This window comes from Bradyrhizobium sp. UNPF46, from assembly GCF_006658625.1.
Classification (GTDB): Bacteria; Pseudomonadota; Alphaproteobacteria; order Rhizobiales; family Xanthobacteraceae; genus Bradyrhizobium; species Bradyrhizobium nitroreducens.
This window is the reverse complement of the sequence record NZ_LFJB01000010.1, coordinates 29784-51429: the sequence shown is the minus strand read 5'-3', so window position 1 is coordinate 51429 and position 21646 is coordinate 29784. Positions and strand designations below refer to the sequence as shown.

The window sequence follows — 21646 nt, the reverse complement described above, 5'->3', positions numbered from 1 at the left end:
CGCCCTATTTCTCTATTTCGAGCGGGGGCCGTTCGAAATAATGCGGCACCCTTTTCGAAATCTGCTCTACAGCTTGTAAGCCGTGCGGAATCCACCCCAGTGCCGGCCCTGCACGCGGATCGGGACGTCGATCTCGCGCATCATCACCGTATTTCCATTGCCCATGTCGCGCGCATAGCTCTGGACCAGGTACGATCGCAGGTTGCGCGCGGCAGCGAGCCCCGCCGGATCGTTGAATATCCGCCGGTTGCGGCTGTTGGCCGTGTTCCAGGCGGCGTCGCCCGGTCGCTGCGGGTGCGAATAGATCTTGTTGTGCACCGGCAGGAAGCCGTTGCGGTCGACCATGGCGCAGAACGCCATGCGTTGGTCCTTCGCCAGAAAGGCCTCCTGGAACGGCGGCAAGGCGCGGTCGGCCCAGTCGAGATATTTCGTGCGGAATTGCTGCGGATTGGTTCCGGCGATTTCGACATAGTCGGTGTCGAAGAGGTCGTCGATCTTGATCTCGCCGCGCGCGACCGCCTGCTCGAAGATCGCAGTCAGCGCGTTGCCCGCCTCCATGGCGCGGGTGACGAACTCGGTGTTCTCCCCGTGGATCGACCAGAGCTTGTCCTCGATCTTTTCGCGGAGCTCGGCATTGGGGGCGACGAATTGCGCGCGGGCGCCGGCCTTGGATTGCTCGATCACGCGCAGGCGGCAGGCGCCGACGTCTTCCAGCGTGCCCTCGATCATGGCTTGCGCTGCGAGCCGGCCTGCGTCCGTGCCGCCGATCAGCACACCGTCCATCGAGATTTCATAGACCGGCATGATGCCGCGCGCGCTCTCGAACTTGAGATGGCAGGGCAGCCGCTCGGTCTTGCGGCGGTCGTCGTGCTCGCTCTGGCGCAGCAGCACGGCGCAGCGCGATTTCAGCTTCTGTGCGAAGGTGGTGACGGCCTTGCCGGCGCTGGCGACGTTCTCGCCGTGGGTTTCGGCCGCCTTGGTCGCGGCGTCGATCTCGGCCGCGCTCTCGCCGACCGAGACGATGAACTCCGAGGCGCTCGCGGCGTTGCCGGAAACTTCGCTCGTGGTGGCGTTCTGTTCCGCGACCGCGCCGTTGACGGTTTCGAACACCGGGCGGATCGCCTCGATCGCCTGCGAGATGCGGTGCACGGCATCCGCGGAGCCTGCGGCGTCGCGCTGCAGCGCGTCGATCTTCTTCGTGATCTCTTCGGTCGCGCTCTGGGTCTGCACCGCGAGGGCCTTGACCTCGGTGGCGACGACCGCAAAGCCCTTGCCGGCTGCGCCCGCGCGCGCGGCCTCGATCGTCGAATTGAGCGCGAGCAGCGTCGTCTGCCGCGCGATCTGCGCGATCAGATTGACGACGTTGCCGATGGCGGCGGAGGATTCGCGCAGGCGATCGACATTGGCGCGGGCTTCCTGCGCCGCGGCGCTGGCCTCGTCGGCGAGCTTGCCGGCTTCGCGAACCTGCGCGCCGATGCCCTGGGCGGACTGGGTGAACTTGTCGGCGGCATGGGCGAAGGTGGAGGCGGTCGATTGCGCCGCGTTGGTCCGGCCGGTCAGGGCGTCGGTGCGGTCGCGGATGGCGGCAAGGGTCGCGGCGGTCGCCTCGGCCCCGCCGGCCACCGAATTGGCGGCGCGTTCGAGCTGGCGAATCATGGCGCCGAGCTCGAGTTCCAGCAGCTCCAGGATTTCCCGGGCCGAATCAGTTTCGGCCATGGCCGCGGGCTCGGAATGGGCCGCCGGCTGCGGAGCCGCCGGCGCAGCCGGGTCCGGCAGACGCTTCCGAAATAGTCCGAACGCCATCAGCTCTCTCTTGTCAGGGAAAACGGTCGGACGCTATTTTCGCAGCCCGGAATGAAATCAGGGTTAACAATGCCCGATCTCTAGGCACCCGGCCGTACCCAGGGCTACCTTTACGGTGCTACCTTAGGAGTAGGAGATCCCTTTGATTCCGGTGGGCGGCGGCCTATAAGGCCGCGCTTCCCACGCTCACCTTTGGCTGACGATTCCTCGAGAGACCACGCATGGCCGGACATTCCCAATTCAAGAACATCATGCACCGCAAGGGGCGGCAGGATGCCCAGAAGTCCAAGCTGTTCGGCAAGCTGGCGCGGGAAATCACGGTCGCCGCCAAGCTGGGGACGCCCGACCCCAACATGAACCCCCGCCTGCGCGCCGCCGTGATCGCGGCGCGGCAGGAGAACATGCCCAAGGACAATATCGAGCGCGCCATCAAGAAGGCGCTCGGCAGCGACGGGGAGAACTACGACGAGATCCGCTACGAGGGCTATGGCCCCGGCGGCGTCGCCGTCATCGTCGAGGCGCTGACCGACAACCGCAACCGCGCCGCCTCCGATATCCGCTCCTTCTTCACCAAATCGGGCGGCAATCTCGGTGAAACCGGCTCGGTCTCCTTCATGTTCGACCGCACCGGCATCATCGAATACGATCGCTCGGTTGCCTCCGACGACGCCGTGCTCGATGCCGCGATCGAGGCCGGGGCCGACGACGTCGTGTCCGGCGAAGGCGGCCATGAGATCTACGCCTCGACCGAAGGCTATCGCGACGTCGCCAAGGCGCTGGAAGCCAAGTTCGGCGAGCCGCGCAAGGCCGCGCTGATCTGGAAGCCGCAGAACACGGTCGCTGTCGACGACGAGACCGGCGAGAAGCTGCTCAAGCTGATGGACCACCTCAACGACCACGACGACGTCCAGCAGGTTTACGCGAATTTCGAGGTGTCGGACGCGCTGATGGCGAAGATGGGCGGGTAGGGGCTGGGGAGCCCAACTGGGGGAGGGGATGTCGCTACCACACGAGCATTTGCTCGATGAATTGGCCACGGCGTACATGCAGGCAGTGGCGGCGTTGGCAGGTGCCACGATCGCTGTCGCAAGAAGAGACTATGGCGTCGATGGTACCCTATCTCATATCATGCAGATCCCAACGCCAGGTGGGGTCCGATTTGTTCCATCGGGTTTTCCAGTCGATTTTCAGTTAAAGGGTACGACCGTAGCGTCTCATCGGAGGCGAAGAATTGCGTACGACCTAAAGGCTAGAAACTATGATCTCATCGTCGGCCGTCACACGCTAGGAACTCCCTATTATCTGTATCTGATTTGTTTCGACGGATCCCCGGATGAATGGTTTGCACTGAAGCCGAGTGAGCTTATCTTGAGGGCATCGGCCTTCTGGTGGACGGAAACAGGATCCTCCGCGTCGAACTCTTCGACCGTCCGAATTCACGTTCCACAGGAAAACCGTCTCACGCCCGACGTCATCGAGCGGATGCTTCGGTCGTCGAAGGAAAGGTTTGACGCATGATTGATGCGACAGCGAGCCTTATGTCAGCAGAGCGAATTACTGCAGCCAAGCTGGTGGAGTATCTTCTTGCGACGGGATGGTCTTCTCGGCCTTCTCGCGTAGCCGGAGTTGCCATCTTTTCCAAGCGCATCTTGAATGCAGACGATCCGGTGCAATTTGTCGTTCCGGTCGTCCCGTCATTTCCGGAAGAAGAACGCCGGGTGGCCGACGCTCTGCGGACTCTTGCTCAGATTGATGGATCGTCGGAGGCCGTAATTGTGGAGAAGCTTCTTCATGTATCAAAGGAAGCATCTGCTCGGGCAGCGTCCGATGTGTCCAGCAAACCCCAAGAAACGCGCGGCATTCTGACAGAGCGCGAGATGGCAATCGCCCAGTTGGTCAGTCACGGCAAAGCGAACAAAGAGATCGCTCAGCGGTTGAGATTAAGCGAGCGAACCGTGAAGGTTCATATCCACGCTATTATGAGAAAGCTGAAGGCTGCAAATCGGACCGAAGTTGCCGCCTATTTTGTAAGTTCTGTTACGGAAGCGGATCACCCGCTTCCTCCGCGGTTTAGGGGCCTAAGTCGCACACATTCATGATGCGCCTCGGATGACGTAGCCTTGCTTTCTTCCGGATACCAATCTTGTTTCTGTTCCGTTCCGCTTGGTCAAGCGCTATCACTGGCCCATGACCGCACTTCCGATTCGTGGCCCCGTCCGCATCATCGGCATCGACCCCGGCCTGCGCCGCACCGGCTGGGGCGTGATCGAGGCTGACGGCAACCGCCTGATCTATGTGGCCTGCGGCTCGGTGGAACCGCCGAACGACCTGCCACTGGCAAGCCGGCTGCTCGCGATCCACGAAGGGCTCGCTTCCGTCCTGTCCGATCACCAGCCGATGGAAGCCGCGGTCGAGCAGACCTTCGTCAACAAGGACGGCGTTGCGACGCTGAAGCTCGGCCAGGCCCGCGGCGTCGCCATGCTGGCGCCCGCAATGTTTGGCATCTCGGTCGCCGAATACGCGCCCAACCAGGTCAAGAAAACCGTCGTCGGCGCCGGTCACGCCGAGAAGGCCCAGATCGCGATGATGCTGAAGATTCTTCTGCCGAAGGCCGATCCGCCATCGGCCGACGCGGCCGACGCGCTCGCCATCGCCATCACCCACGCCCATCACCGCCAGAGCACCGCGCTGCGGCTGAAGGTGGCGAGCCTGAGCGATGTGAGGCACATATGAGCCGCAGCTACGGTGTGCTCCCTCCCCCCTTGTGGGGGAGGGTTGGGGAGAGGGGTAGCCGCGGCGGCGGTGCCGCCGTCGTTAACGGGCCATGCGTGCCGTACTCGCACCCTCGAAAGAATCCCCGTGTGGCTCCCCCCTCCCTAACCCTCCCCCACAAGGGGGGAGGGAACGCACCGATATTGCCCTGCATCATTCAATCACCGGGCCGGCCGCGATGATCGGCAAGCTCAAGGGCCTGATCGATTCCTACGGCGAGGATTTTGTCATCCTCGACGTCGGCGGTGTCGGTTACCAGGTGCATTGCTCATCGCGTACCTTGCAACATCTGCCCTCGCCCGGTGAAGCGGCGGTGCTGTCGATCGAGACCTATGTGCGCGAGGATCAGATCAAACTGTTCGGCTTCCGCACCGACCAGGAGCGTGAATGGTTTCGCCTGCTGCAGACCGTGCAGGGCGTCGGCGCCAAGGTCGCGCTCGCGGTGCTCGGCACGCTCTCGCCCGCCGATCTCGCCAATGCCATTGCGCTCCGCGACAAGGCCGCGGTGGCGCGCACGCCCGGCGTCGGCCCCAAGGTCGCCGAGCGCATCGTCACCGAGTTGAAGGACAAGGCGCCGGCCTTCGCCAATGTGGATCCGGCCGTGGTGCATCTCGCCGGTGCCGTCGACGACCAGCGCGCGCCGCGCCCGGTGGCGGACGCGATCTCCGCGCTGGTCAATCTCGGCTACGGCCAGCCGCAGGCAGCCGCCGCCATCGCATCGGCCTCGCGGAGTGCGGGTGAGGGCGCCGAGACCGCGCAGCTCATTCGCCTCGGCCTGAAGGAATTGGCGAAGTGAGCGATCCCAAGGCCAGCCGCATGGTCTCGCCCGAGCGCCGCAGCGACGATGTCGGCGACACCGCCTTGCGCCCGCAATCGCTGTCCGACTTCGTCGGCCAGCAGCAGGCGCGCAAGAACCTGTCGATCTTCATCGAGGCCGCGCGCAAGCGCGGCGAGGCGCTGGATCACGTGCTGTTCGTCGGTCCGCCCGGCCTCGGCAAGACCACGCTGGCGCAGATCGTGGCCAAGGAGCTCGGCGTCGGCTTTCGCGCCACCTCGGGCCCTGTCATCGCCAAGGCCGGCGATCTCGCAGCCCTTCTCACCAATCTCGAAGAGCGCGACGTGCTCTTCATCGACGAAATTCATCGCCTCAGCCCCGCGGTGGAGGAGGTGCTCTATCCCGCGATGGAGGATTTTCAGCTCGACCTCATCATCGGCGAGGGCCCGGCGGCGCGCTCGGTGAAGATCGAGCTGTCGAAATTCACCCTCGTCGGCGCCACCACGCGCGCCGGCCTGCTCACCAATCCCTTGCGCGATCGCTTCGGCATTCCGGTGCGGCTGAATTTCTACACGATCGAGGAGTTGGAAAGCATCGTCAGCCGCGGCGCCCGCGTGCTCAATGTCGGCATGAGTGCCGACGGCGCCAACGAGATCGCGCGCCGCGCCCGCGGCACGCCGCGCATCGCCGGCCGCCTCCTGCGCCGGGTGCGCGATTTCGCCTCGGCGGCCGATGCCGACAAGATCGACCGCAAGATTGCCGACCACGCGCTCAGCGCGCTCGAGGTCGATGCCGCTGGCCTCGATGCCATGGACCGCCGCTACCTCACGACCATCGCGACGAACTATGGCGGCGGCCCGGTGGGTGTCGAGACCATGGCCGCGGCCCTGTCCGAGCCGCGCGATGCGATCGAGGACATCATCGAGCCCTATCTGATCCAGTGCGGCTATCTCCAGCGCACTCCGCGCGGCCGCCTGCTCACCTCGCACGCCTTCCGCCATCTCGGCATCGCCGAGCCCTCGCGCGATGCGGCGGCACAATTCGGCTTGTTCGGCACCGACCAGGCCGAGGACGACTGACTGCCGCAGCCGGTGAACCCTCAGGTCCAATCCTGTCACTAATCCGAACGCGCGGCGGACTTCGCCGCTGATGAAGACGGATTGGAGTGGGAAGAATGGAGCCGACGGGAGACGCTGGATTGCTCGGGGTGATCGCGGCCGTGCCGCAACTGCGCACGCCCGACGAGACCGAGGCGTTCCTCGATTCCCTGGCCCTCGACGAGTTGGCGTCGATGTGGTGCGCGCTTCAGCGCGTCAGCCGCCGCGACCAGGTCAGCAGCGTCTGGACTCTCAAGCTCTATTTCGATCATCTGCCGCATCGCAGGCCTGAAGCCGCGCTCGATCTCGTGCTGGAGGTGCTCAGGACCGAGGCTGACAAGCCGACGGTGATGCAGCTCGACGACAAATTCCTTCCGGTGCTGCTCCATGCGCACGATCCTGATCTGATCGCGCGTATCGAGCACGAGGCCGGGTACAATGACCGGCTGCGCTGGCTGCTCGGTGGCGTGCATGTCGCGCCTGACGACCCCTCGATGTCGCGCATTGCAGGACTTGCCGACAGCAAGGCCTGGCAGGCCGACCGCCAGGCGCAGCGCACGCCGCGCGCGCCGCTCGATTGCGCCGGCATGTCGGTGCCCGCGCTGGCGCGCGCCTGGGTCGAGCAATACTCCAGATCCGAGCGTGACCAGGACGACAATCTGTTCGCGATCATGGATTTCGAGCGCGACCTGTGCGAAGACGATCCCGACAAGTTGATCGATCTCATTCTGGAAATCCTGGAGATCGAAGCCAACCCGGTGCTGCTGTCGCTGCTGGCCGCAGGTCCCCTCGAAGACGTGATCAGCGCCGCCACGATCGACCGCATCGAGCGCGAGGCGCGGAGCAACGAACGTTTTCGTGATCTGCTCGGCGGCGTCTGGTACTACCGCGCGTCCGACGAGTTGAAGGCGCGGCTGGACGCGCTGGTCGGCGAGAGCCGTTGGTAATCCCTGTGCAGACCGTCTGCACGCAGATGCTGGCCGTCTGCACGCGTGCACCCCAATTCCGCTCCAATCCGATCGCATCGAGAGGCTGTAGCTGAAGCGGGTTTTTCATGATCACGCGCCGTCACTTCATTCGCTCCATCGGCGGTCTGTCCGCCCTCGGCATCTCGACCGCCGCCTATGGTGTCGGCGTCGAGCCGGTGCTGCGGCTTCGCGTCACCCGCTATCATCCGACGCCGCGGCAATGGCCGAAGGATTTCCCGCTGAAGATCGCCGCCATCGCCGACGTCCACGCCTGCGATCCCTGGATGTCGCTGGAGCGGATCGAGGGCATCGTCGAGCGCACCAATGCGCTGAAGCCCGATATCATCGTGCTGCTCGGCGACTATGTCGCCGGCCTCCACCACGTCACGCGGCTGATCCCGTCGCGCGAATGGGCGAGGGTGCTGGCCGGCCTCAAGGCGCCGCTCGGCGTCCATGCCGTCATGGGTAATCACGACTATTGGGACGACCGGACCGTGCAGCGGGCGGGGCACGGGCCGACCATCGCGCATCGGGCGCTGGAGGCGGCCGGCATTCCCGTCTACGAGAACGACGTCGTGCGTCTGTCCAAGGACGGCCGTCCGTTCTGGCTCGCCGGGCTCGGCGATCAACTGGCCTATTATCCTTCGAAGCGTTATGGCCGCGCGCACCGGCTGGGCGCCGACGATCTCGCAGGCACGCTGGCGAAGATCTCCGACGATGCGCCGGTCATCCTGCTCGCGCACGAGCCCAACATCGCGCCGCTCGTGCCCGCGCGCGTCGCGCTGCAACTGTCCGGCCATACCCATGGCGGCCAGGTCCGCCTGCTCGGCTGGTCGCCGGCCGTGTCGCCCAAGAACGGCATGCGGCTCGCCTACGGCCACTTCCGCCTGAAATGCGATCTCATCGTCTCCGGCGGCCTCGGTTGCAGCATCATGCCGGTCCGCGTCGGCGTGCCGCCCGAGATCGTCGAGGTGACGTTGGGGCGGACAGGGCTGGTTGTATCCGATAGCGTTTTCGAGCGAAGTGGAGACCGGTTCGCGTAAAGAAAACGCGACCAAGAAAAAGCGACACGCTTGCGCGGCCGGCCGTTTTTGCGCAAAACGGGCCGGTTACCGACAAGCGAAGAGGCTCGCGACGTGACAGCTCATCTCGACGGCGAGATCCGCGATGGCCGCCACCACATGCAGGTCCGCGTCTATTACGAGGACACGGATTTTTCCGGCATCGTCTATCACGCCAATTATCTGCGCTACATGGAACGTGGCCGCACCAATCATTTGCGGTTGATGGGCGCCGAGCAGCAGGCGCTGTTCGAGCAGGCCGAGACCGAAGGCACAGGCTTTGCCTTCGTGGTGCGCTCGATGCATCTCGATTTCCTCAAGCCCGCGCGGATGGACGACGTGCTCGACGTCGTGACCTGGCCGGTCGCGGTGAAGGGCGCCTCGATCATGCTGGCGCAGGAAGTCCGTCGCGGCGGGGAAGTTCTGGTGAAAGCCGAGGTCCGCGTCGCCTTCATCAGCGGCGGCCGCGCCCAGCCGATCCCGAAATCGATCCGCGCATTGATGAAGGCCGATTTGATTTCGTGATCGCCCGATAAGTGATCAGCCGATTTGTGATGGCCTATCGACTCCACCCATTGCGGCGATAGATTGCGGCCCCGACCAACCGATGAGGCCATCATGTCGCGCCCGCCGCTTCCACCCTTCACCCGCGAAACCGCCGCGCAAAAGGCCCGCATGGCCGAGGACGCCTGGAATTCACGCGACCCGGTGCGCGTCTCGCTCGCCTATACCGAGGACAGCCGCTGGCGCAATCGCTCCGAGGTGTTCCAGGGCCGCGAGGCCATCGTCGCCTTCCTCACCCGCAAATGGGAGAAGGAGCACGACTACCGCCTGATCAAGGACCTCTGGGCCTTTGACGAGAACCGCATCGCGGTGCGCTTCCAGTACGAATGGCACGATGGAAACGGCCAGTGGTATCGCTCCTACGGCAACGAGCAGTGGGAGTTCGACGAGCACGGCCTGATGCGGCGGCGCGAGGCGTCGATCAACGACATCATGATCGCCGAGAAGGATCGCCGCTTTCACTGGCCCGCGCCCGGCCCGCGGCCGGCGGATGTGGCGGGATTGGGGCGCGATCCGTTCTGAACTATCTCTCCTAATGGTGAGGAGCCGCGAAGCGGCGTCTCGAACCATGCCGGCCCCGCTACCGCAGCGGGGCCTCGATCCTTCGAGACGCGCGCGAAGAGCGCGCTCCTCAGGATGAGGAGATGGATTTGCGCGCCAGAAACCTCGTGATCGCCCCACCCAGCTTCGCGTTGTCCATCGGCTCCGCCAGTGACTGCCTCGCCTTAGCCACAACATCCTCCGGCGCCTTGCCGTCGCGCAATTCGCAGCACACTTGCGCGAAGTCCACGTCGAACTCGGGGTGAGGCTGCACGGTCAGCGTCGCGCCGTTGGCGTAGAGCAGACCGGCATGCGGGGTGAAGTCGGACGAGAGGATCGTCAGCGCATCACTTGGGGGCTCGATCACCTGGTCCTGATGCGAGGCGGCGATCGCGACTGCTTCGCCGCCAATGACGCCATTCTCCGGCAGCACCTGGTAGACGTGCCGGCCGATGCTCCAGCCCTTTTCCGACTTGCGCACGGTGCCGCCGAGCGCCTGCGCGATCAGCTGATGGCCGAAACAGACGCCGACCATCGGTGTCTTGTTGGCATAGGCGGCGCGCACGAAGTCTTCCAGCGGCGCGATCCAGTCGAGCCCGTCATAGACGCCGGCGGCCGCGCCGGTGATCAGCACCGCTTCGAGCTTGCTCGGATCGGGCAATGCATCGCCATTGGGGATGCTGACGATCTCGACCGTGGCCGCCGGATCCTCGGCGCGGACCATGCGCTCGAACATGTCGGGAAACGAGCCGTGGCGCTCGCGATATTCGGAAGGGACGAGCCCGGTCTCGATGATGGTGATGCGTGCCATGTGCCCTGCTTCGGTTGCGTCGCTATAACACTGCGCCCGTGGCGGCCACGTCAACCGCCTTCGGACGGGCTCTGTCTAATCCTCGAAGCTGTCGAGCGCCTTGCGCATGGTTTCCACGAGATCCAGCGCCACCGGCGACGGACTGCGCTGTGCCGGGAAGACGGCGGAGAATTCGAAGTCGATGCGCGGCAGGAAGCGGCGGGCGACCACGCCGCGGGTGGCGAATTCCCGCGCGGTGAAGGGATCGCAGATCGCAACGCCGAGCCCCGAGGAGACCATGCCGCACATGATCTCCGACAAGGTGGTCTCGACCCGGAGCACGCGGCGAACCTCATGCCGATTGAAGACCTGGTCGACGAGATGCCGGCTCGATGATCCCGCCGACAGCGAGATGAACGTCTCGCCCTCGAAATCGCGCGGCTCCAGCACGTCCTTTTCCGCGAGGCGATGGCCGGTTGGCAGCACCGCGACGCGCGCGGGCGCCGGCAGCCGCAGGCTCGGCAGCCCGGAATGGGCGATGGGTACCTCGGCAAAGCCGATGTCGCATTGATTGTTCAGGACCCAGTCGACCACGATCGGCGAGATCACGCCGAAGAAAGCGAGGTTGAGGTTTGGCCGCTCCTGCAGGAAGTGCCCGGCCAGGCGCGGCAGATAGCCATTCGCGAGCGCCGGCAGCGCGGCGATGCGCAGCGAGCCGGTGCGGCGTCCCCGGATTTCCTCGGCTGCGGCCGTGATGCGTTCGAGGCCGACGAAGGAGCGCTCGACCTCGGTATAGAGTGCCATCGCCGCGGCGGTCGGCACCAGGCCGGTGCCGCGCCGCTCGAACAGCTCCATCTTCAGCAGGGCCTGGAGGTCACGCAGCAACCGGCTCACCGCAGGCTGCGTCACCACCATCAGCTTCGCAGCCTCCGTGACGCTGCCGGTCAGCATCATCGCGCGGAAGGCCTCGACCTGCCGTGAATTGATCCGCGCCATCTCACCTTCCAATCATAACATTTTGGCATGCAGAGGGTGCCATTATTCATTGGACGATGGAAGTATAGGTCTGCGATCTTTTTCATCAGGGCTGGAGCTAGCCCGCTTTTTCGGCAGATTGGAGGGGTTCAAACCTCCAAATCGCGCCAAATCCCACCGAACGGGGGCCGGAGCCCTGGGCCGGGGAGGGGTTTGCGCGGAAGGAAATGCGGAAGGCGACCCAGCCGGAGATTTGTCGGCACGTCACCTCATTCCGGTATGGAGATCGGTCCACATGACAACTTTTCGCCTTCTGACCGCGGTCAGCATCGCAGCGCTCATTGCCGCCCCGTCGGTCGCCTCGGCCCAGCAGAAAACGCTCTATGTCGCCGGCTATGGCGGCTCGTTCGAGAAGACCATCCGCGACGAGGTGATCCCGGCCTTCGAGAAGGAAAACGGCGTCAAGGTCGAATACGTCGCCGGCAACTCCACCGACACGCTGGCCAAGCTGCAGGCGCAGAAGGGCAACCAGCAGATCGACGTCGCCATCGTCGATGACGGCCCGATGTATCAGGCGATCCAGCTCGGCTTCTGCGGCAAGCTCGACGGCCTGCCTGCCGATCTCTACGACGCCGCGCGCTTCAAGGACGACCGGGCCGTCGCCATCGGCATCGTCGCGACCGGCCTGATGTACAACACCAAGGTGTTCAAGGAAAAAGGCTGGGCGCCGCCGACCTCGTGGAACGATCTGAAGGATGCCAAATACGCCAAGCAGCTCGTGATCCCGCCGATCAACAACACCTACGGGCTGGAAGCGCTGGTGATGCTGTCGAAGATGAACGGCGGCGGCGAGACCAACGTCGATTCCGGCTTCAAGATCTTCAAGGAAGAGATCAATCCGAACGTGCTCGCCTATGAGCCGTCGCCGGGCAAGATGACCGAGCTGTTCCAGTCCGGCCAGGCCGTGATCGCGGTGTGGGGCACCGGCCGCGTGCAGAGCTTTGCCAACACCGGCTTCCCCGTCGACTTCGTCTATCCGAAGGAAGGCGCGGCGACGCTGTTGACGACGGCGTGTCCGATCGCCAAGCCCAACGCCTCGCCGCTCGCGGCGAGCTTCGTCAAGATGCTGCTCGACCCCAAGATCCAGCTGGTGATGCTGAAGGATTACGGCTACGGCCCGGTGCTGAAATCGCTGGCGATCCCGCCGGAGCTCGGCAAGATGGCGCCGATCGGCGAGCGCGCGGCCAAGCTCTATAATCCGGACTGGACCGTCATCAACGAGAAGCGCGAGGAGTGGACCAAGCGCTGGAATCGCGAGGTCGAACGCTGACCGGTCGCGGCGGAGACAGCGTCATGGCCTATCTCGAACTCGATCGGGTCGCAAAGCAGTTCGGCGCGCAGACTGTGGTCGAAGACTTCAGCCTGTCGGTGGGGAAGGGGGAGTTCGTCTCCTTTCTCGGCCCGTCCGGCTGCGGCAAGACCACGACCTTGCAGATGATCGCGGGCTTCCTCGATCCCACGCGCGGCGCGATCCGCCTCGAGGGCAAGGACCTGACCGCGATCCATCCGGCCAAGCGCGGTCTTGGCATCGTGTTCCAGAGCTACGCGCTGTTCCCGCACATGACCGCGGCGGAAAACGTCGCCTTCGGCCTCGAGATGCGCAACGTGCCGCGCAATGAGCGCGCCGAGCGCGTGCGTGCCGCGCTCGCGATGGTGGGTCTCGCCGGTTACGAGGACCGCCACCCCCGCCGCATGTCCGGCGGCCAGCAGCAACGCGTGGCGCTGGCGCGGGCGCTGGTGATCAAGCCGAGCGTGCTGCTGCTCGACGAGCCGCTGTCGAACCTCGACGCAAAACTGCGCGAGGAGATGCAGATCGAGCTGCGCCAGATCCAGCGCACCATCGGCACCACCACCATCCTCGTGACCCACGACCAGAACGAGGCGATGTCGCTGTCCGACCGCATCGTGGTGATGAGCCAGGGCAAGATCGAGCAGATCGGCACCCCGCAGGAGACTTATGAGCGGCCGGCCTCGGCCTTCGTCTCGCAGTTTTTGGGCAAGACCAATGATTTTGCCGGAACGATCGACCGGACCGTCGCCCCCACGCAACTGGTGGCGGGCTCCTGGCGCGCACCGGCGCCGGCCGGGCTCGGCGGCCCTGTTACCGTCAGCATTCGTCCCGAACGAATCGGCTTCGGCGATGCCGGCCTCAGCGCAAAGATCATCACGCGCATCTTCCAGGGCAATCACTGGCTGTTCCAGTGCGACAGCGAATGCGGCCCGGCGATCGTGATCCGCCAGAATGACGGCCAGGCGCAGCCGGCCGAAGGCGACGCGGTTCGCCTCACCTGGCAACCTGCGGACATGAGCGTGCGCGCGAGGGCCGGCGCATGAGCATGGCCGCCGAGGAGCGCAGCGTACGCGCGCCGTGGGCGCTGACGGCGCCCGCCCTGATGCTGTTCGTCGGCGTGCTGCTGATTCCGCTGGCGATGACGGTGATGCTGTCGTTCCACGATTGGGGCCAGTACAAGGGCATCGAGCCGGTCTTCATCCTCAAGAACTGGCACGAGATCGCGACCGATCCCTATTACGCCGAAATGTTCTGGCGGACGTTCCGCATAGCCATCCTGACCACGCTGCTCACGGCGCTGCTCGGTGCGCCCGAGGCCTACATCCTCAACCGCATGGACGGCCGCTGGAAGAGCTTCTTCCTGCTGGTCATCCTCGGCCCGCTGCTGATCTCCGTCGTCGCGCGCACGCTCGGCTGGGCGCTGCTGTTCGGCGGCAACAACGGCCTCGTCAACAAGCTCCTGATGTCGCTCGGGGTGATGCGTTCCCCCATTCCCTTCATGTTTACCGAGACGGGCATGATCATCGCGCTCGCGCATGTGATGATGCCGTTCATGGTGCTGTCGGTGTGGGCGGCGCTGCAGCGGCTCGATCCGCAGATCGAGAATGCCGCGATGTCGCTCGGTGCCGGACCCGTCACCATCATCCGCCGCATCATCATGCCGCAGATCATGCCGGGCGTGCTGTCGGGCGCGATCATCGTGTTCTCGCTCTCGGCCAGCGCCTTTGCGACGCCCGCGATCATCGGCGGCCGCCGGCTCAAGGTCGCGGCGACGCTCGCCTATGACGAATTCCTCAACACGCTGAACTGGCCGCTGGGTGCCGCCGTCGCGACGCTGCTGCTGGTCGCGCTGGTCTTGATCGTCGTCGGCAGCAACGCGCTGATCGAGCGCCGTTACGCGGAGGTGTTCCGATGAGACGGAACGGTCCGCTCGCGCTGATCTTCCACACCATCTTCGTCATCGTGATGGTGGCGCCGATCCTGGTGGTCTGTCTCGTCGCCTTCACGCCCGAAGGCTTTCTGTCGCTGCCGACCAACGGGTTTTCGCTGCGCTGGTTCAGGGCGATCGCGAACTACCCCGAATTCATCCACGCCTTCTGGGTCAGCCTCGGGTTGGGCGCGCTGTCGTCCTTCGTGGCGCTGCTGTTCGCGGTGCCGGCCGCGCTGGCGATCGCGCGCTATCGCTTCCGCGGCCGTGATGCGCTGGCGGCGTTGTTCCTGTCACCGCTGATGATTCCGCACGTCGTGCTCGGCATCGCTTTCCTGCGCTTCTTCACCTCGGCCGGGCTCGGCGGCAGCTTTGCCGCGCTGATCATCGCCCATGTCATCATCGTATTTCCGTTCGCGCTGCGGCTGACGCTGGCGGCGGCGACCGGCATGGACCGCACGGTCGAGATGGCCGCAGTGTCGCTCGGCGCCGGCGGCTGGACGCTGTTTCGTCGCGTGACCTTGCCGCTGATCCTGCCCGGCGTCATCAGCGGCTGGGCGCTCGCCTTCATCCAGTCCTTCGACGACCTCACCATGACCGTCTTCCTCGCGGCACCCGGCACCGAGACGTTGCCGGTGCGCATGTTCCTTTATATCCAGGACAACATCGATCCGCTGGTGACGTCGGTCTCGGCCTGCGTGATCGCTGTGACCATGACCGCCCTCATTCTGCTCGACCGCTTCTACGGGCTCGACCGCGTGCTCGCAGGCAAGGGCGGAGATACGGGGCGATAGGAGAACCCATGTCAGGAGAATACGACGTCGCCGTCGTCGGCGGCGGACTGCTCGGCTCCGCCATTGCCTGGGGCCTCGGCCGGCTCGGCAAGCGCGTCGCCGTGCTCGACGAAGGCGACATCACCAAGCGCGCCTCGCGCGCGAACTTTGCGCTGGTGTGGGTGCAGAGCAAGGGCCTCGGCATGCCGGCCTATACGGTGTGGACAGTCCAGGCATCGCAGGCATGGGGCCGGCTTGCGTCCGAGCTGAAGCAGCAGACCGGGCTCGATGTTGCCCTTCAGCAGAATGGCGGCTTTCACCTGACGCTCGGCGAGGACGAATTCGGCCAGCGCACCGAGCTCGTCAAGCGCATGCACAATCAGGTCGGCGCCGCCGATTACAAGATGGAGATGCTGCGGCCCTCCGAGATCAAGAAGGCGCTGCCGCTGATCGGGCCCGAGGTCTCCGGCGGCAGCTATTGTCCGCTCGACGGTCACGTCAATTCGCTGCGCACGTTCCGCGCGTTCCATACCGGCTTCAAGGCGTTCGGCATCGACTATTTTCCGGAGCGCCCGGTTTCGGCAATCAGCAAGAGCGGCGGCGAATTCCGCCTGACCACGCCGAAGGGCGAGCTGCGCGCTGCCAAGATCGTGCTCGCCGCCGGCAATGCCAACCAGACGCTCGCGCCGATGGTCGGCCTCCATGCGCCGATGGGCCCGACCCGCGGCCAGGTCGTCGTGACCGAGCGCACCATGCCGTTCCTGCCGCATCCGCTGACCACGATCCGCCAGACCGACGAGGGCACGGTGATGATCGGCGACAGCAAGGAAGACGAGCTCGACGACCGCACGCTGAAACATTCGATCAGTGCCGTCATGACCGATCGTGCCCAGCGCATGTTCCCGCATCTGTCCCGGCTCAACGTGGTCAGGAGCTGGGCCGGCATCCGCGTGATGCCGGAGGACGGCTTTCCGATCTACGACCAGTCGGAGACCCATCCCGGCGCCTTCGTCGCCTGCTGCCATTCCGGCGTGACGCTCGCCTCCAACCACGCTTTCGAGATCGCGCGCATGGTGGCGCAGGGCGCGCTCGAGCCCGAGCTGGTCGGCGCGTTCTCCGCCAGCCGCTTCGGCCGCGCGGGTGCCGCGAACAACAGCGGCTATTAGAGATTCCAAAGGAGCCATGAGGCATCCCATGTTCAAGAGATCCGAACAGGACAAGCGTGCGCAGGTCCAGATCTTCGTCGACGGCGTGGCCGTCGCGGCGCGCCAGGGCGACACTGTCTCCGCTGCGCTGTTGGCGTCCGGTCGCGACGTGCGGCGGTCCACCGCCGTCAGCGGCGCGCCGCGTCTGCCTTACTGCATGATGGGCGTGTGCTTCGACTGCCTCGTCACCATCGACGGCGTCGGCAACCGCCAGGGTTGCCTCGTGCCCGTCGCCGAGGGCATGCAGATCGAAATCCAGAAGGGCAAGCGGGAGATTGGACGATGAGCGTGGCTCCCAAGCGTGAAGACTACGACGTCGTGGTGATCGGCGCCGGTCCGGCCGGGCTTGCTGCTGCGGCGACCTCGGCCGGCGCAGGTCTGACGACGCTGATGCTCGACGAGAACATCGGCCCCGGCGGTCAGGTGTTTCGCGCGATTTCCTCGACGCCCGTGACCGACCGCAACCAGCTCGGTGCGGATTATTGGGTCGGTGCTGATCTCGTGCAGGCGCTGCGCGCGAGCAGTGCCGAGGTCATTCATCGCGCCACGGTGTGGAGCCTCGACCGCAATCTCGACATCGCCGTCTCCATCGGCGGCGCCTCCGCCTTCGTTAGGGCGAAGCGCGTGATCCTCGCGACCGGCGCGCTGGAGCGGCCGTTCCCGATTCCCGGCTGGACGTTGCCGGGCGTGATGACCGCCGGCGCGGCGCAGACCATGCTGAAATCATCGGCGCTGGTGCCTGACGGCCGCACCGTGATCGCGGGGCAGGGGCCGCTGCTCTGGCTGCTCGCCGCGCAGATCCTGCGGCTCGGCGGCCGCATCGACCGCATCCTCGACACCACCGGGCGCGGCAATTATTTCGCGGCGCTGCCGCACGCCTTCGCGTTCCTGACCTCGCCCTATTTCGCCAAGGGCCTGTCGATGATGCGCGAGGTCAAGGCCAAGGTGCAGGTCGTCTCCGGCGTCACCGAGCTTGCGGCGTCGGGCGACGGCCAGCTTGCGAGCGTGAGCTATGTCGCCGGCGGCAAGCGCGAGACCATTCCAGCAGATCTGCTGCTGCTGCATCAGGGCGTCGTGCCCAACGTCAATCTGGCGATGGCGGCCGGTGTCGAGCATCGCTGGGATGATCTGCAACTCTGCTGGTCGCCGGTGCTGGATGCGAGCGGCAATTCGTCGGTCGCCGGCATCGCGATCGCCGGTGACGGCGCGGGCATCGGTGGTGCCAATGCCGCCGTGGTCCGCGGTCGCATCGCCGCGCGTGCGGCGGTCGAAGCGCTTGCGCCCGCAGTTGCGGCGAAGCTCCCTGCAATGGCAGCGCTGCGTGCCGATCTCGCCAAGGCCGAACGCGGCCGCGTGTTCCTCGACACGCTGTTCCGGCCCGCGCCGCAGTTCCGCATTCCCTCGGGCGATACCATCGTCTGCCGCTGCGAGGAGGTGACGGCCAAGGACGTCCTCGATTCCGTCGCGATCGGCGCGACCGGGCCGAACCAGCTCAAGGCCTATCGCCGCACCGGAATGGGCCCGTGCCAGGGCCGGCTCTGCGGTCTCACCGTCACCGAGCTGATGGCGCAGGCGCGGGCTAAGACCCCGCAGGAGATCGGCTACTATCGACTGCGCGCGCCGGTGAAGCCGATCACGCTCGCCGAGCTCGCCGCCGTTCCCAAGAGCGAGGCCGACGTCAAGGCCGTGGTGCGCGGATGACGCGAAACGTGGATGCGATCGTCATTGGCGGCGGCATCCATGGCTGCTCGACCACGCTGCATCTCTGTCTCGCCGGCCTGAAGCCGGTGCTGATCGAGAAGGATTATGCGGGCCGCCACGCCTCCGGCGTCAACGCCGGCGGCGTGCGTCAGCTCATGCGGCACATCCCGGAGATTCCGCTCTCGATCCGGTCGATGGGGATCTGGGAGAAGATCAATGATCTCCTCGACGACGATTGCAGCTTCGAGAGCTACGGCCAGGTGCTGGTCGCCGAGAACGAGGAGGAGCTCGCGGCTTGCCGTGCGCGCGTCGCCGAGCTCAACGCGCTCGGCTTCACCCATGAGGAGCTGATCGACGCGGCTGAATTGCGGCGGTTGGTACCGGCGGTCGCCGAGACCTGTCCCGGCGGCGTGGTCTCGCGCCGCGACGGCGCGGCCAATCCGGCACAGACGACGACGGCGTTCCGCCGCAAGGCCGCGCAGCTCGGCGCTGCCGTGCGCGAGGGCGTCGCCGCCAGCAACATCCGCTACAGCGACGGCCTCTGGCATGTCGATGCCGGCACGGAGACCTTTGCTGCGCCGGTGCTCGTCAATGCCGCCGGCGCCTGGGCCGGCAGGATCGCGGCCGATCTCGGTGAGCCCGTGCCGGTCGAGACCGTGGCGCCGATGCTGATGATTACCTCGCGCGTGCCGCACTTCATCGATCCCGTCGTGATCCTGCGCGGCCGAAAACTGTCCTTCAAGCAGTTCAAGAACGGCACCGTGCTGATCGGCGGCGGCCATCTGGCGACACCCTATCAGGATCGCAACGAGACGGTGCTCGACTGGAAGAGCCTTGCGACCAGCGCGCAGACCGTGTTTGAGCTGTTCCCGGTGATGCGTAGCGCGACGATCGTCCGCGCCTGGGCCGGCATCGAGGCCAAGATGAAGGACGATATTCCCGTGTTCGGGCCGAGCAGCCGCCACAGGGGGCTCTACCACCAGTTCGGCTTCTCGCTGCACGGCTTCCAGCTCGGTCCCGGCGCCGGCGCCGTGATGGCGGAGCTGATCGTCAACGGCGGCACGCAGACCAGAATCGGCGATCTCGGCATTGATCGCTTCCATCCCTCCACGCTCTAAACTCAAGAGGACATCATGAGCATCACCCGCAGCATTCGCACGCCCATTCAGCACCGCGCCGTCGAAGCCAACGGCTTCGTCTTCATCGGCGGCACCATCGCCGACGACATTTCGGGCTCGATGGGCGACCAGACCCGCAACATCCTCGGCAAGATCGCCGGCTACCTGAAGGAAGCCGGCACCGACAAGAGCCGCGTCGTCAGCGCCTCGATCTTCGTGACCGACCTCTCCAAGAAGAACGAGATGGACCCGGTCTGGACCGAGTTCTTCGGCGACAACCTGCCGACCCGCGCCACCGTCGGCGTCGCCGATCTCGGTGGCGCGCTGATCGAGGTGGTGGTCACCGCGCTCAAGGGCTGAGCGCGCTTGCCGACGAAGGGACGACAGCGCCTCTCGCGCGGTCGTCTCCTCGCGCCGCGCCTTGATCTCGCCCTTCGAAGGGAATACTTGGAGGGTTCGTCAACCAGGATCTTCGCAGCCATGGATTTCACCCCAACCGCAACGCCCATCCGCCTTGCTCACGGGGAATTCCATGCCTGCTTCAATCATCCTGTCGAACCTGTCGCTGTCCACGCCTGACGGCCGTTCTCTCCTCTCCAACGTCGATCTGACATTCGCGGCCGAGCGGACCGGTCTCGTCGGCCGCAACGGCGTCGGCAAAACCACGCTGCTTGCCTCGATCTCGGGGCACCATCTTCCCCAGTCAGGACTCGTTCTCGTCAACGGCAGCATCGGCCTGCTGCGCCAGGACGTGCAATTGCCTGCAGGTGCGACCGTGGCCGACCTGTTCGGCATACGGCCGGCACTGGACTTGCTGCGCCGGGCCGAGCGGGGCGATGCTTCGGTCGACGACATCGCGGAGGTCGACTGGACGCTCGAAGCGCGGCTCGAGGCCGCGCTGGCACGCCTGGGGTTCGATCCGTCGCCCGACACGGGGCTGTCGTGCCTGTCCGGCGGACAGATCACGCGGGTTCGGCTCGCTGCGCTGATCTTCGCCCGGCCGGACTTCCTGTTGCTGGACGAGCCCACCAACAATCTCGACCGGGATGGACGGAGGGCCGTGATCGACCTGCTGCAAGCGTGGCGCGGCGGCGCGATCGTCGTCAGCCACGACCGGAACTTGCTCGAAACCATGGATGCGATCGTCGAACTGACGTCGCTGGGCGCAACCCGATATGGCGGCAATTGGAGTCGTTACCGCGAGCGAAAGGCCATCGAACTCGCGGCCGTCAGGCACGATCTCGCGCATGCCGAGAGGCGTCTTTCGGAGATCGACGGCAAGGCGCAGGAGGCCGCGGAGAAGAAAGCGCGCAAGGACAGCGGCGGGCGGAAGAAGCGAGCCAAGGGCGACATGCCGCGCATTCTCGCGGGCGCGCGCAAGGATCGCAGCGAAGATACCGGCGGCAAGACCGCACAGATCGCCGAGCGGCAGCGCGCGGAGGCGCGCGAGGCCGTTGACGCCGCGCGCCGCCGCATCGAGATTCTTCAGCCGCTGTCGGTGAAGCTGCCCGTGACGAGCCTGCCGGCGGGCCGGGAGGTGGTCTCGCTCGACGGCGTCAGCGCCGGCTATCAACCGGAGCGGCCGATCTTGCGCGATCTGTCGTTCTCGATCGTCGGACCCGAGCGGGTCGCCCTGGCGGGGCCGAACGGCTCGGGCAAGACCACGCTGCTGAAGCTGATCGCGGGCGACATGCGGCCGCTCGCCGGCATCGTGCGGGTTCGGCCCGACTTCGCTCTGTTCGACCAGAAGGTCAGCCTGCTCGATCCCGGAATCTCGATCCTCGGGAACTTCCAGCGCCTTAACCCGAAGGCGGGTGCGAATGAATGTCATGCCGCGCTGGCGCGGTTCATGTTTCGCGCGGATGCGGCCTTGCAGATCGTCGGGAGCTTGAGCGGCGGACAGATGTTTCGCGCAGGGCTTGCCTGTGTGCTGGGCGGTTCAGCGCCGCCCTCGCTGCTGATCCTGGACGAGCCGACCAATCATCTCGACATCGAGTCCATCGAAGCGGTCGAAGCGGGCCTGCGGGCCTATGACGGCGCGCTGCTCGTCGTCAGCCATGACGAAGCATTCCTGGAAGCGATCGGGATTACGCGGCGGATCGATCTTGCCGCCCAGGCGCTGCACAATGGCGGGATCCTCTGATCCCGCGTGGCGATTTGGATATGGCAGTGATTTTCAAAAACCCGACGCCCTGCCCCCAGCGCGTCGGGTGGAAAAAATGAGTA

At 65.6% G+C, this 21646-nt stretch carries 23 protein-coding genes; 20 read left to right on the top strand and 3 right to left on the bottom strand.

Translation table 11 applies throughout. The features are described from left to right. Nucleotides 1–66: 66 nt before the first annotated feature. Complete coding sequence (locus tag UNPF46_RS05960) at nucleotides 67–1803, bottom strand: methyl-accepting chemotaxis protein (protein ID WP_142249420.1); 1737 nt, start codon at nucleotides 1801–1803, stop codon at nucleotides 67–69. Nucleotides 1804–2024: 221 nt separating this feature from the next. Between UNPF46_RS05960 and UNPF46_RS05955 the strand changes: the two genes are divergently transcribed. From UNPF46_RS05955 to UNPF46_RS05910, 10 genes are all read left to right on the top strand, one after another. Further along, nucleotides 2025–2771, top strand: coding sequence for a YebC/PmpR family DNA-binding transcriptional regulator (locus tag UNPF46_RS05955; RefSeq protein WP_142249419.1), 747 nt, complete (start codon nucleotides 2025–2027; stop codon nucleotides 2769–2771). A 28-nt stretch (nucleotides 2772–2799) separates the two neighbouring features. Continuing rightward, on the top strand, nucleotides 2800–3321 hold the full coding sequence (locus UNPF46_RS38675) for a DUF4365 domain-containing protein (protein ID WP_142249418.1): 522 nt from the start codon (nucleotides 2800–2802) through the stop codon (nucleotides 3319–3321). Then, nucleotides 3318–3902 carry a helix-turn-helix transcriptional regulator gene (locus UNPF46_RS05945; protein WP_142249417.1) on the top strand — a complete coding sequence of 195 codons (585 nt, stop codon included), beginning with the start codon at nucleotides 3318–3320 and terminating at the stop codon, nucleotides 3900–3902. Before UNPF46_RS38675 ends, UNPF46_RS05945 begins: the two co-directional genes overlap by 4 nt. Nucleotides 3903–3990: 88 nt before the next feature. After that, complete coding sequence (ruvC, locus tag UNPF46_RS05940; RefSeq protein ID WP_142249416.1) at nucleotides 3991–4536, top strand: crossover junction endodeoxyribonuclease RuvC; 546 nt, start codon at nucleotides 3991–3993, stop codon at nucleotides 4534–4536. Between the two features lie 217 nt (nucleotides 4537–4753). Then, the gene (gene ruvA, locus UNPF46_RS05935) at nucleotides 4754–5371 is read left to right on the top strand and encodes a Holliday junction branch migration protein RuvA (protein ID WP_035998377.1); all 618 of its coding nucleotides are present in this window, start codon (nucleotides 4754–4756) and stop codon (nucleotides 5369–5371) included. Between the two features lie 20 nt (nucleotides 5372–5391). Then, complete coding sequence (gene ruvB / locus UNPF46_RS05930; protein ID WP_181769816.1) at nucleotides 5392–6429, top strand: Holliday junction branch migration DNA helicase RuvB; 1038 nt, start codon at nucleotides 5392–5394, stop codon at nucleotides 6427–6429. Between the two features lie 95 nt (nucleotides 6430–6524). Continuing rightward, complete coding sequence (locus UNPF46_RS05925; protein ID WP_142249415.1) at nucleotides 6525–7394, top strand: DUF6869 domain-containing protein; 870 nt, start codon at nucleotides 6525–6527, stop codon at nucleotides 7392–7394. A 107-nt stretch (nucleotides 7395–7501) separates the two neighbouring features. Next, nucleotides 7502–8458 carry a metallophosphoesterase gene (locus tag UNPF46_RS05920; protein WP_142249414.1) on the top strand — a complete coding sequence of 319 codons (957 nt, stop codon included), beginning with the start codon at nucleotides 7502–7504 and terminating at the stop codon, nucleotides 8456–8458. A 93-nt stretch (nucleotides 8459–8551) separates the two neighbouring features. Next, nucleotides 8552–9001, top strand: a complete 450-nt coding sequence (gene ybgC / locus UNPF46_RS05915; RefSeq protein ID WP_100175867.1) for a tol-pal system-associated acyl-CoA thioesterase — start codon at nucleotides 8552–8554, stop codon at nucleotides 8999–9001. Nucleotides 9002–9094: 93 nt separating this feature from the next. Beyond that, a complete protein-coding gene (locus UNPF46_RS05910) occupies nucleotides 9095–9562 on the top strand; it encodes a nuclear transport factor 2 family protein (protein WP_142249413.1) in 468 nt (155 codons plus the stop codon). 109 nt (nucleotides 9563–9671) lie between these two features. Here UNPF46_RS05910 and UNPF46_RS05905 read toward each other — a convergent pair whose 3' ends face one another. Both UNPF46_RS05905 and UNPF46_RS05900 read right to left on the bottom strand, forming a co-directional pair. After that, on the bottom strand, nucleotides 9672–10391 hold the full coding sequence (locus UNPF46_RS05905) for a type 1 glutamine amidotransferase (RefSeq protein WP_142249412.1): 720 nt from the start codon (nucleotides 10389–10391) through the stop codon (nucleotides 9672–9674). A 75-nt stretch (nucleotides 10392–10466) separates the two neighbouring features. Then, on the bottom strand, nucleotides 10467–11366 hold the full coding sequence (locus UNPF46_RS05900) for a LysR substrate-binding domain-containing protein (RefSeq protein WP_100175864.1): 900 nt from the start codon (nucleotides 11364–11366) through the stop codon (nucleotides 10467–10469). 274 nt (nucleotides 11367–11640) lie between these two features. Between UNPF46_RS05900 and UNPF46_RS05895 the strand changes: the two genes are divergently transcribed. The 10 genes from UNPF46_RS05895 to UNPF46_RS05845 all read left to right on the top strand — a co-directional run bounded on the left by UNPF46_RS05895 (nucleotide 11641) and on the right by UNPF46_RS05845 (nucleotide 21563). Beyond that, complete coding sequence (locus UNPF46_RS05895) at nucleotides 11641–12675, top strand: ABC transporter substrate-binding protein (protein ID WP_142249411.1); 1035 nt, start codon at nucleotides 11641–11643, stop codon at nucleotides 12673–12675. A 23-nt stretch (nucleotides 12676–12698) separates the two neighbouring features. Continuing rightward, on the top strand, nucleotides 12699–13739 hold the full coding sequence (locus UNPF46_RS05890) for an ABC transporter ATP-binding protein (RefSeq protein ID WP_181769808.1): 1041 nt from the start codon (nucleotides 12699–12701) through the stop codon (nucleotides 13737–13739). Continuing rightward, nucleotides 13736–14611 (top strand): ABC transporter permease, encoded by an 876-nt coding sequence (locus UNPF46_RS05885; RefSeq protein ID WP_100175861.1) that lies wholly within the window; start codon nucleotides 13736–13738, stop codon nucleotides 14609–14611. The genes UNPF46_RS05890 and UNPF46_RS05885 overlap by 4 nt, the downstream gene beginning before the upstream one ends. Continuing rightward, nucleotides 14608–15417 (top strand): ABC transporter permease, encoded by an 810-nt coding sequence (locus UNPF46_RS05880; RefSeq protein WP_142249409.1) that lies wholly within the window; start codon nucleotides 14608–14610, stop codon nucleotides 15415–15417. The genes UNPF46_RS05885 and UNPF46_RS05880 overlap by 4 nt, the downstream gene beginning before the upstream one ends. 8 nt (nucleotides 15418–15425) lie before the next feature. Further along, complete coding sequence (locus tag UNPF46_RS05875; RefSeq protein WP_142249408.1) at nucleotides 15426–16562, top strand: NAD(P)/FAD-dependent oxidoreductase; 1137 nt, start codon at nucleotides 15426–15428, stop codon at nucleotides 16560–16562. Nucleotides 16563–16590: 28 nt separating this feature from the next. Continuing rightward, the gene (locus UNPF46_RS05870; protein ID WP_100175858.1) at nucleotides 16591–16887 is read left to right on the top strand and encodes a (2Fe-2S)-binding protein; all 297 of its coding nucleotides are present in this window, start codon (nucleotides 16591–16593) and stop codon (nucleotides 16885–16887) included. Beyond that, a complete protein-coding gene (locus UNPF46_RS05865) occupies nucleotides 16884–18302 on the top strand; it encodes an FAD/NAD(P)-dependent oxidoreductase (RefSeq protein WP_142249407.1) in 1419 nt (472 codons plus the stop codon). Before UNPF46_RS05870 ends, UNPF46_RS05865 begins: the two co-directional genes overlap by 4 nt. Then, on the top strand, nucleotides 18299–19420 hold the full coding sequence (locus tag UNPF46_RS05860; RefSeq protein WP_142249406.1) for an NAD(P)/FAD-dependent oxidoreductase: 1122 nt from the start codon (nucleotides 18299–18301) through the stop codon (nucleotides 19418–19420). Before UNPF46_RS05865 ends, UNPF46_RS05860 begins: the two co-directional genes overlap by 4 nt. Nucleotides 19421–19435: 15 nt before the next feature. Then, the gene (locus UNPF46_RS05855; RefSeq protein WP_100175855.1) at nucleotides 19436–19780 is read left to right on the top strand and encodes a RidA family protein; all 345 of its coding nucleotides are present in this window, start codon (nucleotides 19436–19438) and stop codon (nucleotides 19778–19780) included. Nucleotides 19781–19952: 172 nt separating this feature from the next. Then, complete coding sequence (locus tag UNPF46_RS05845; protein WP_142249404.1) at nucleotides 19953–21563, top strand: ABC-F family ATP-binding cassette domain-containing protein; 1611 nt, start codon at nucleotides 19953–19955, stop codon at nucleotides 21561–21563. The last annotated feature ends 83 nt before the right edge of the window (nucleotides 21564–21646 follow it).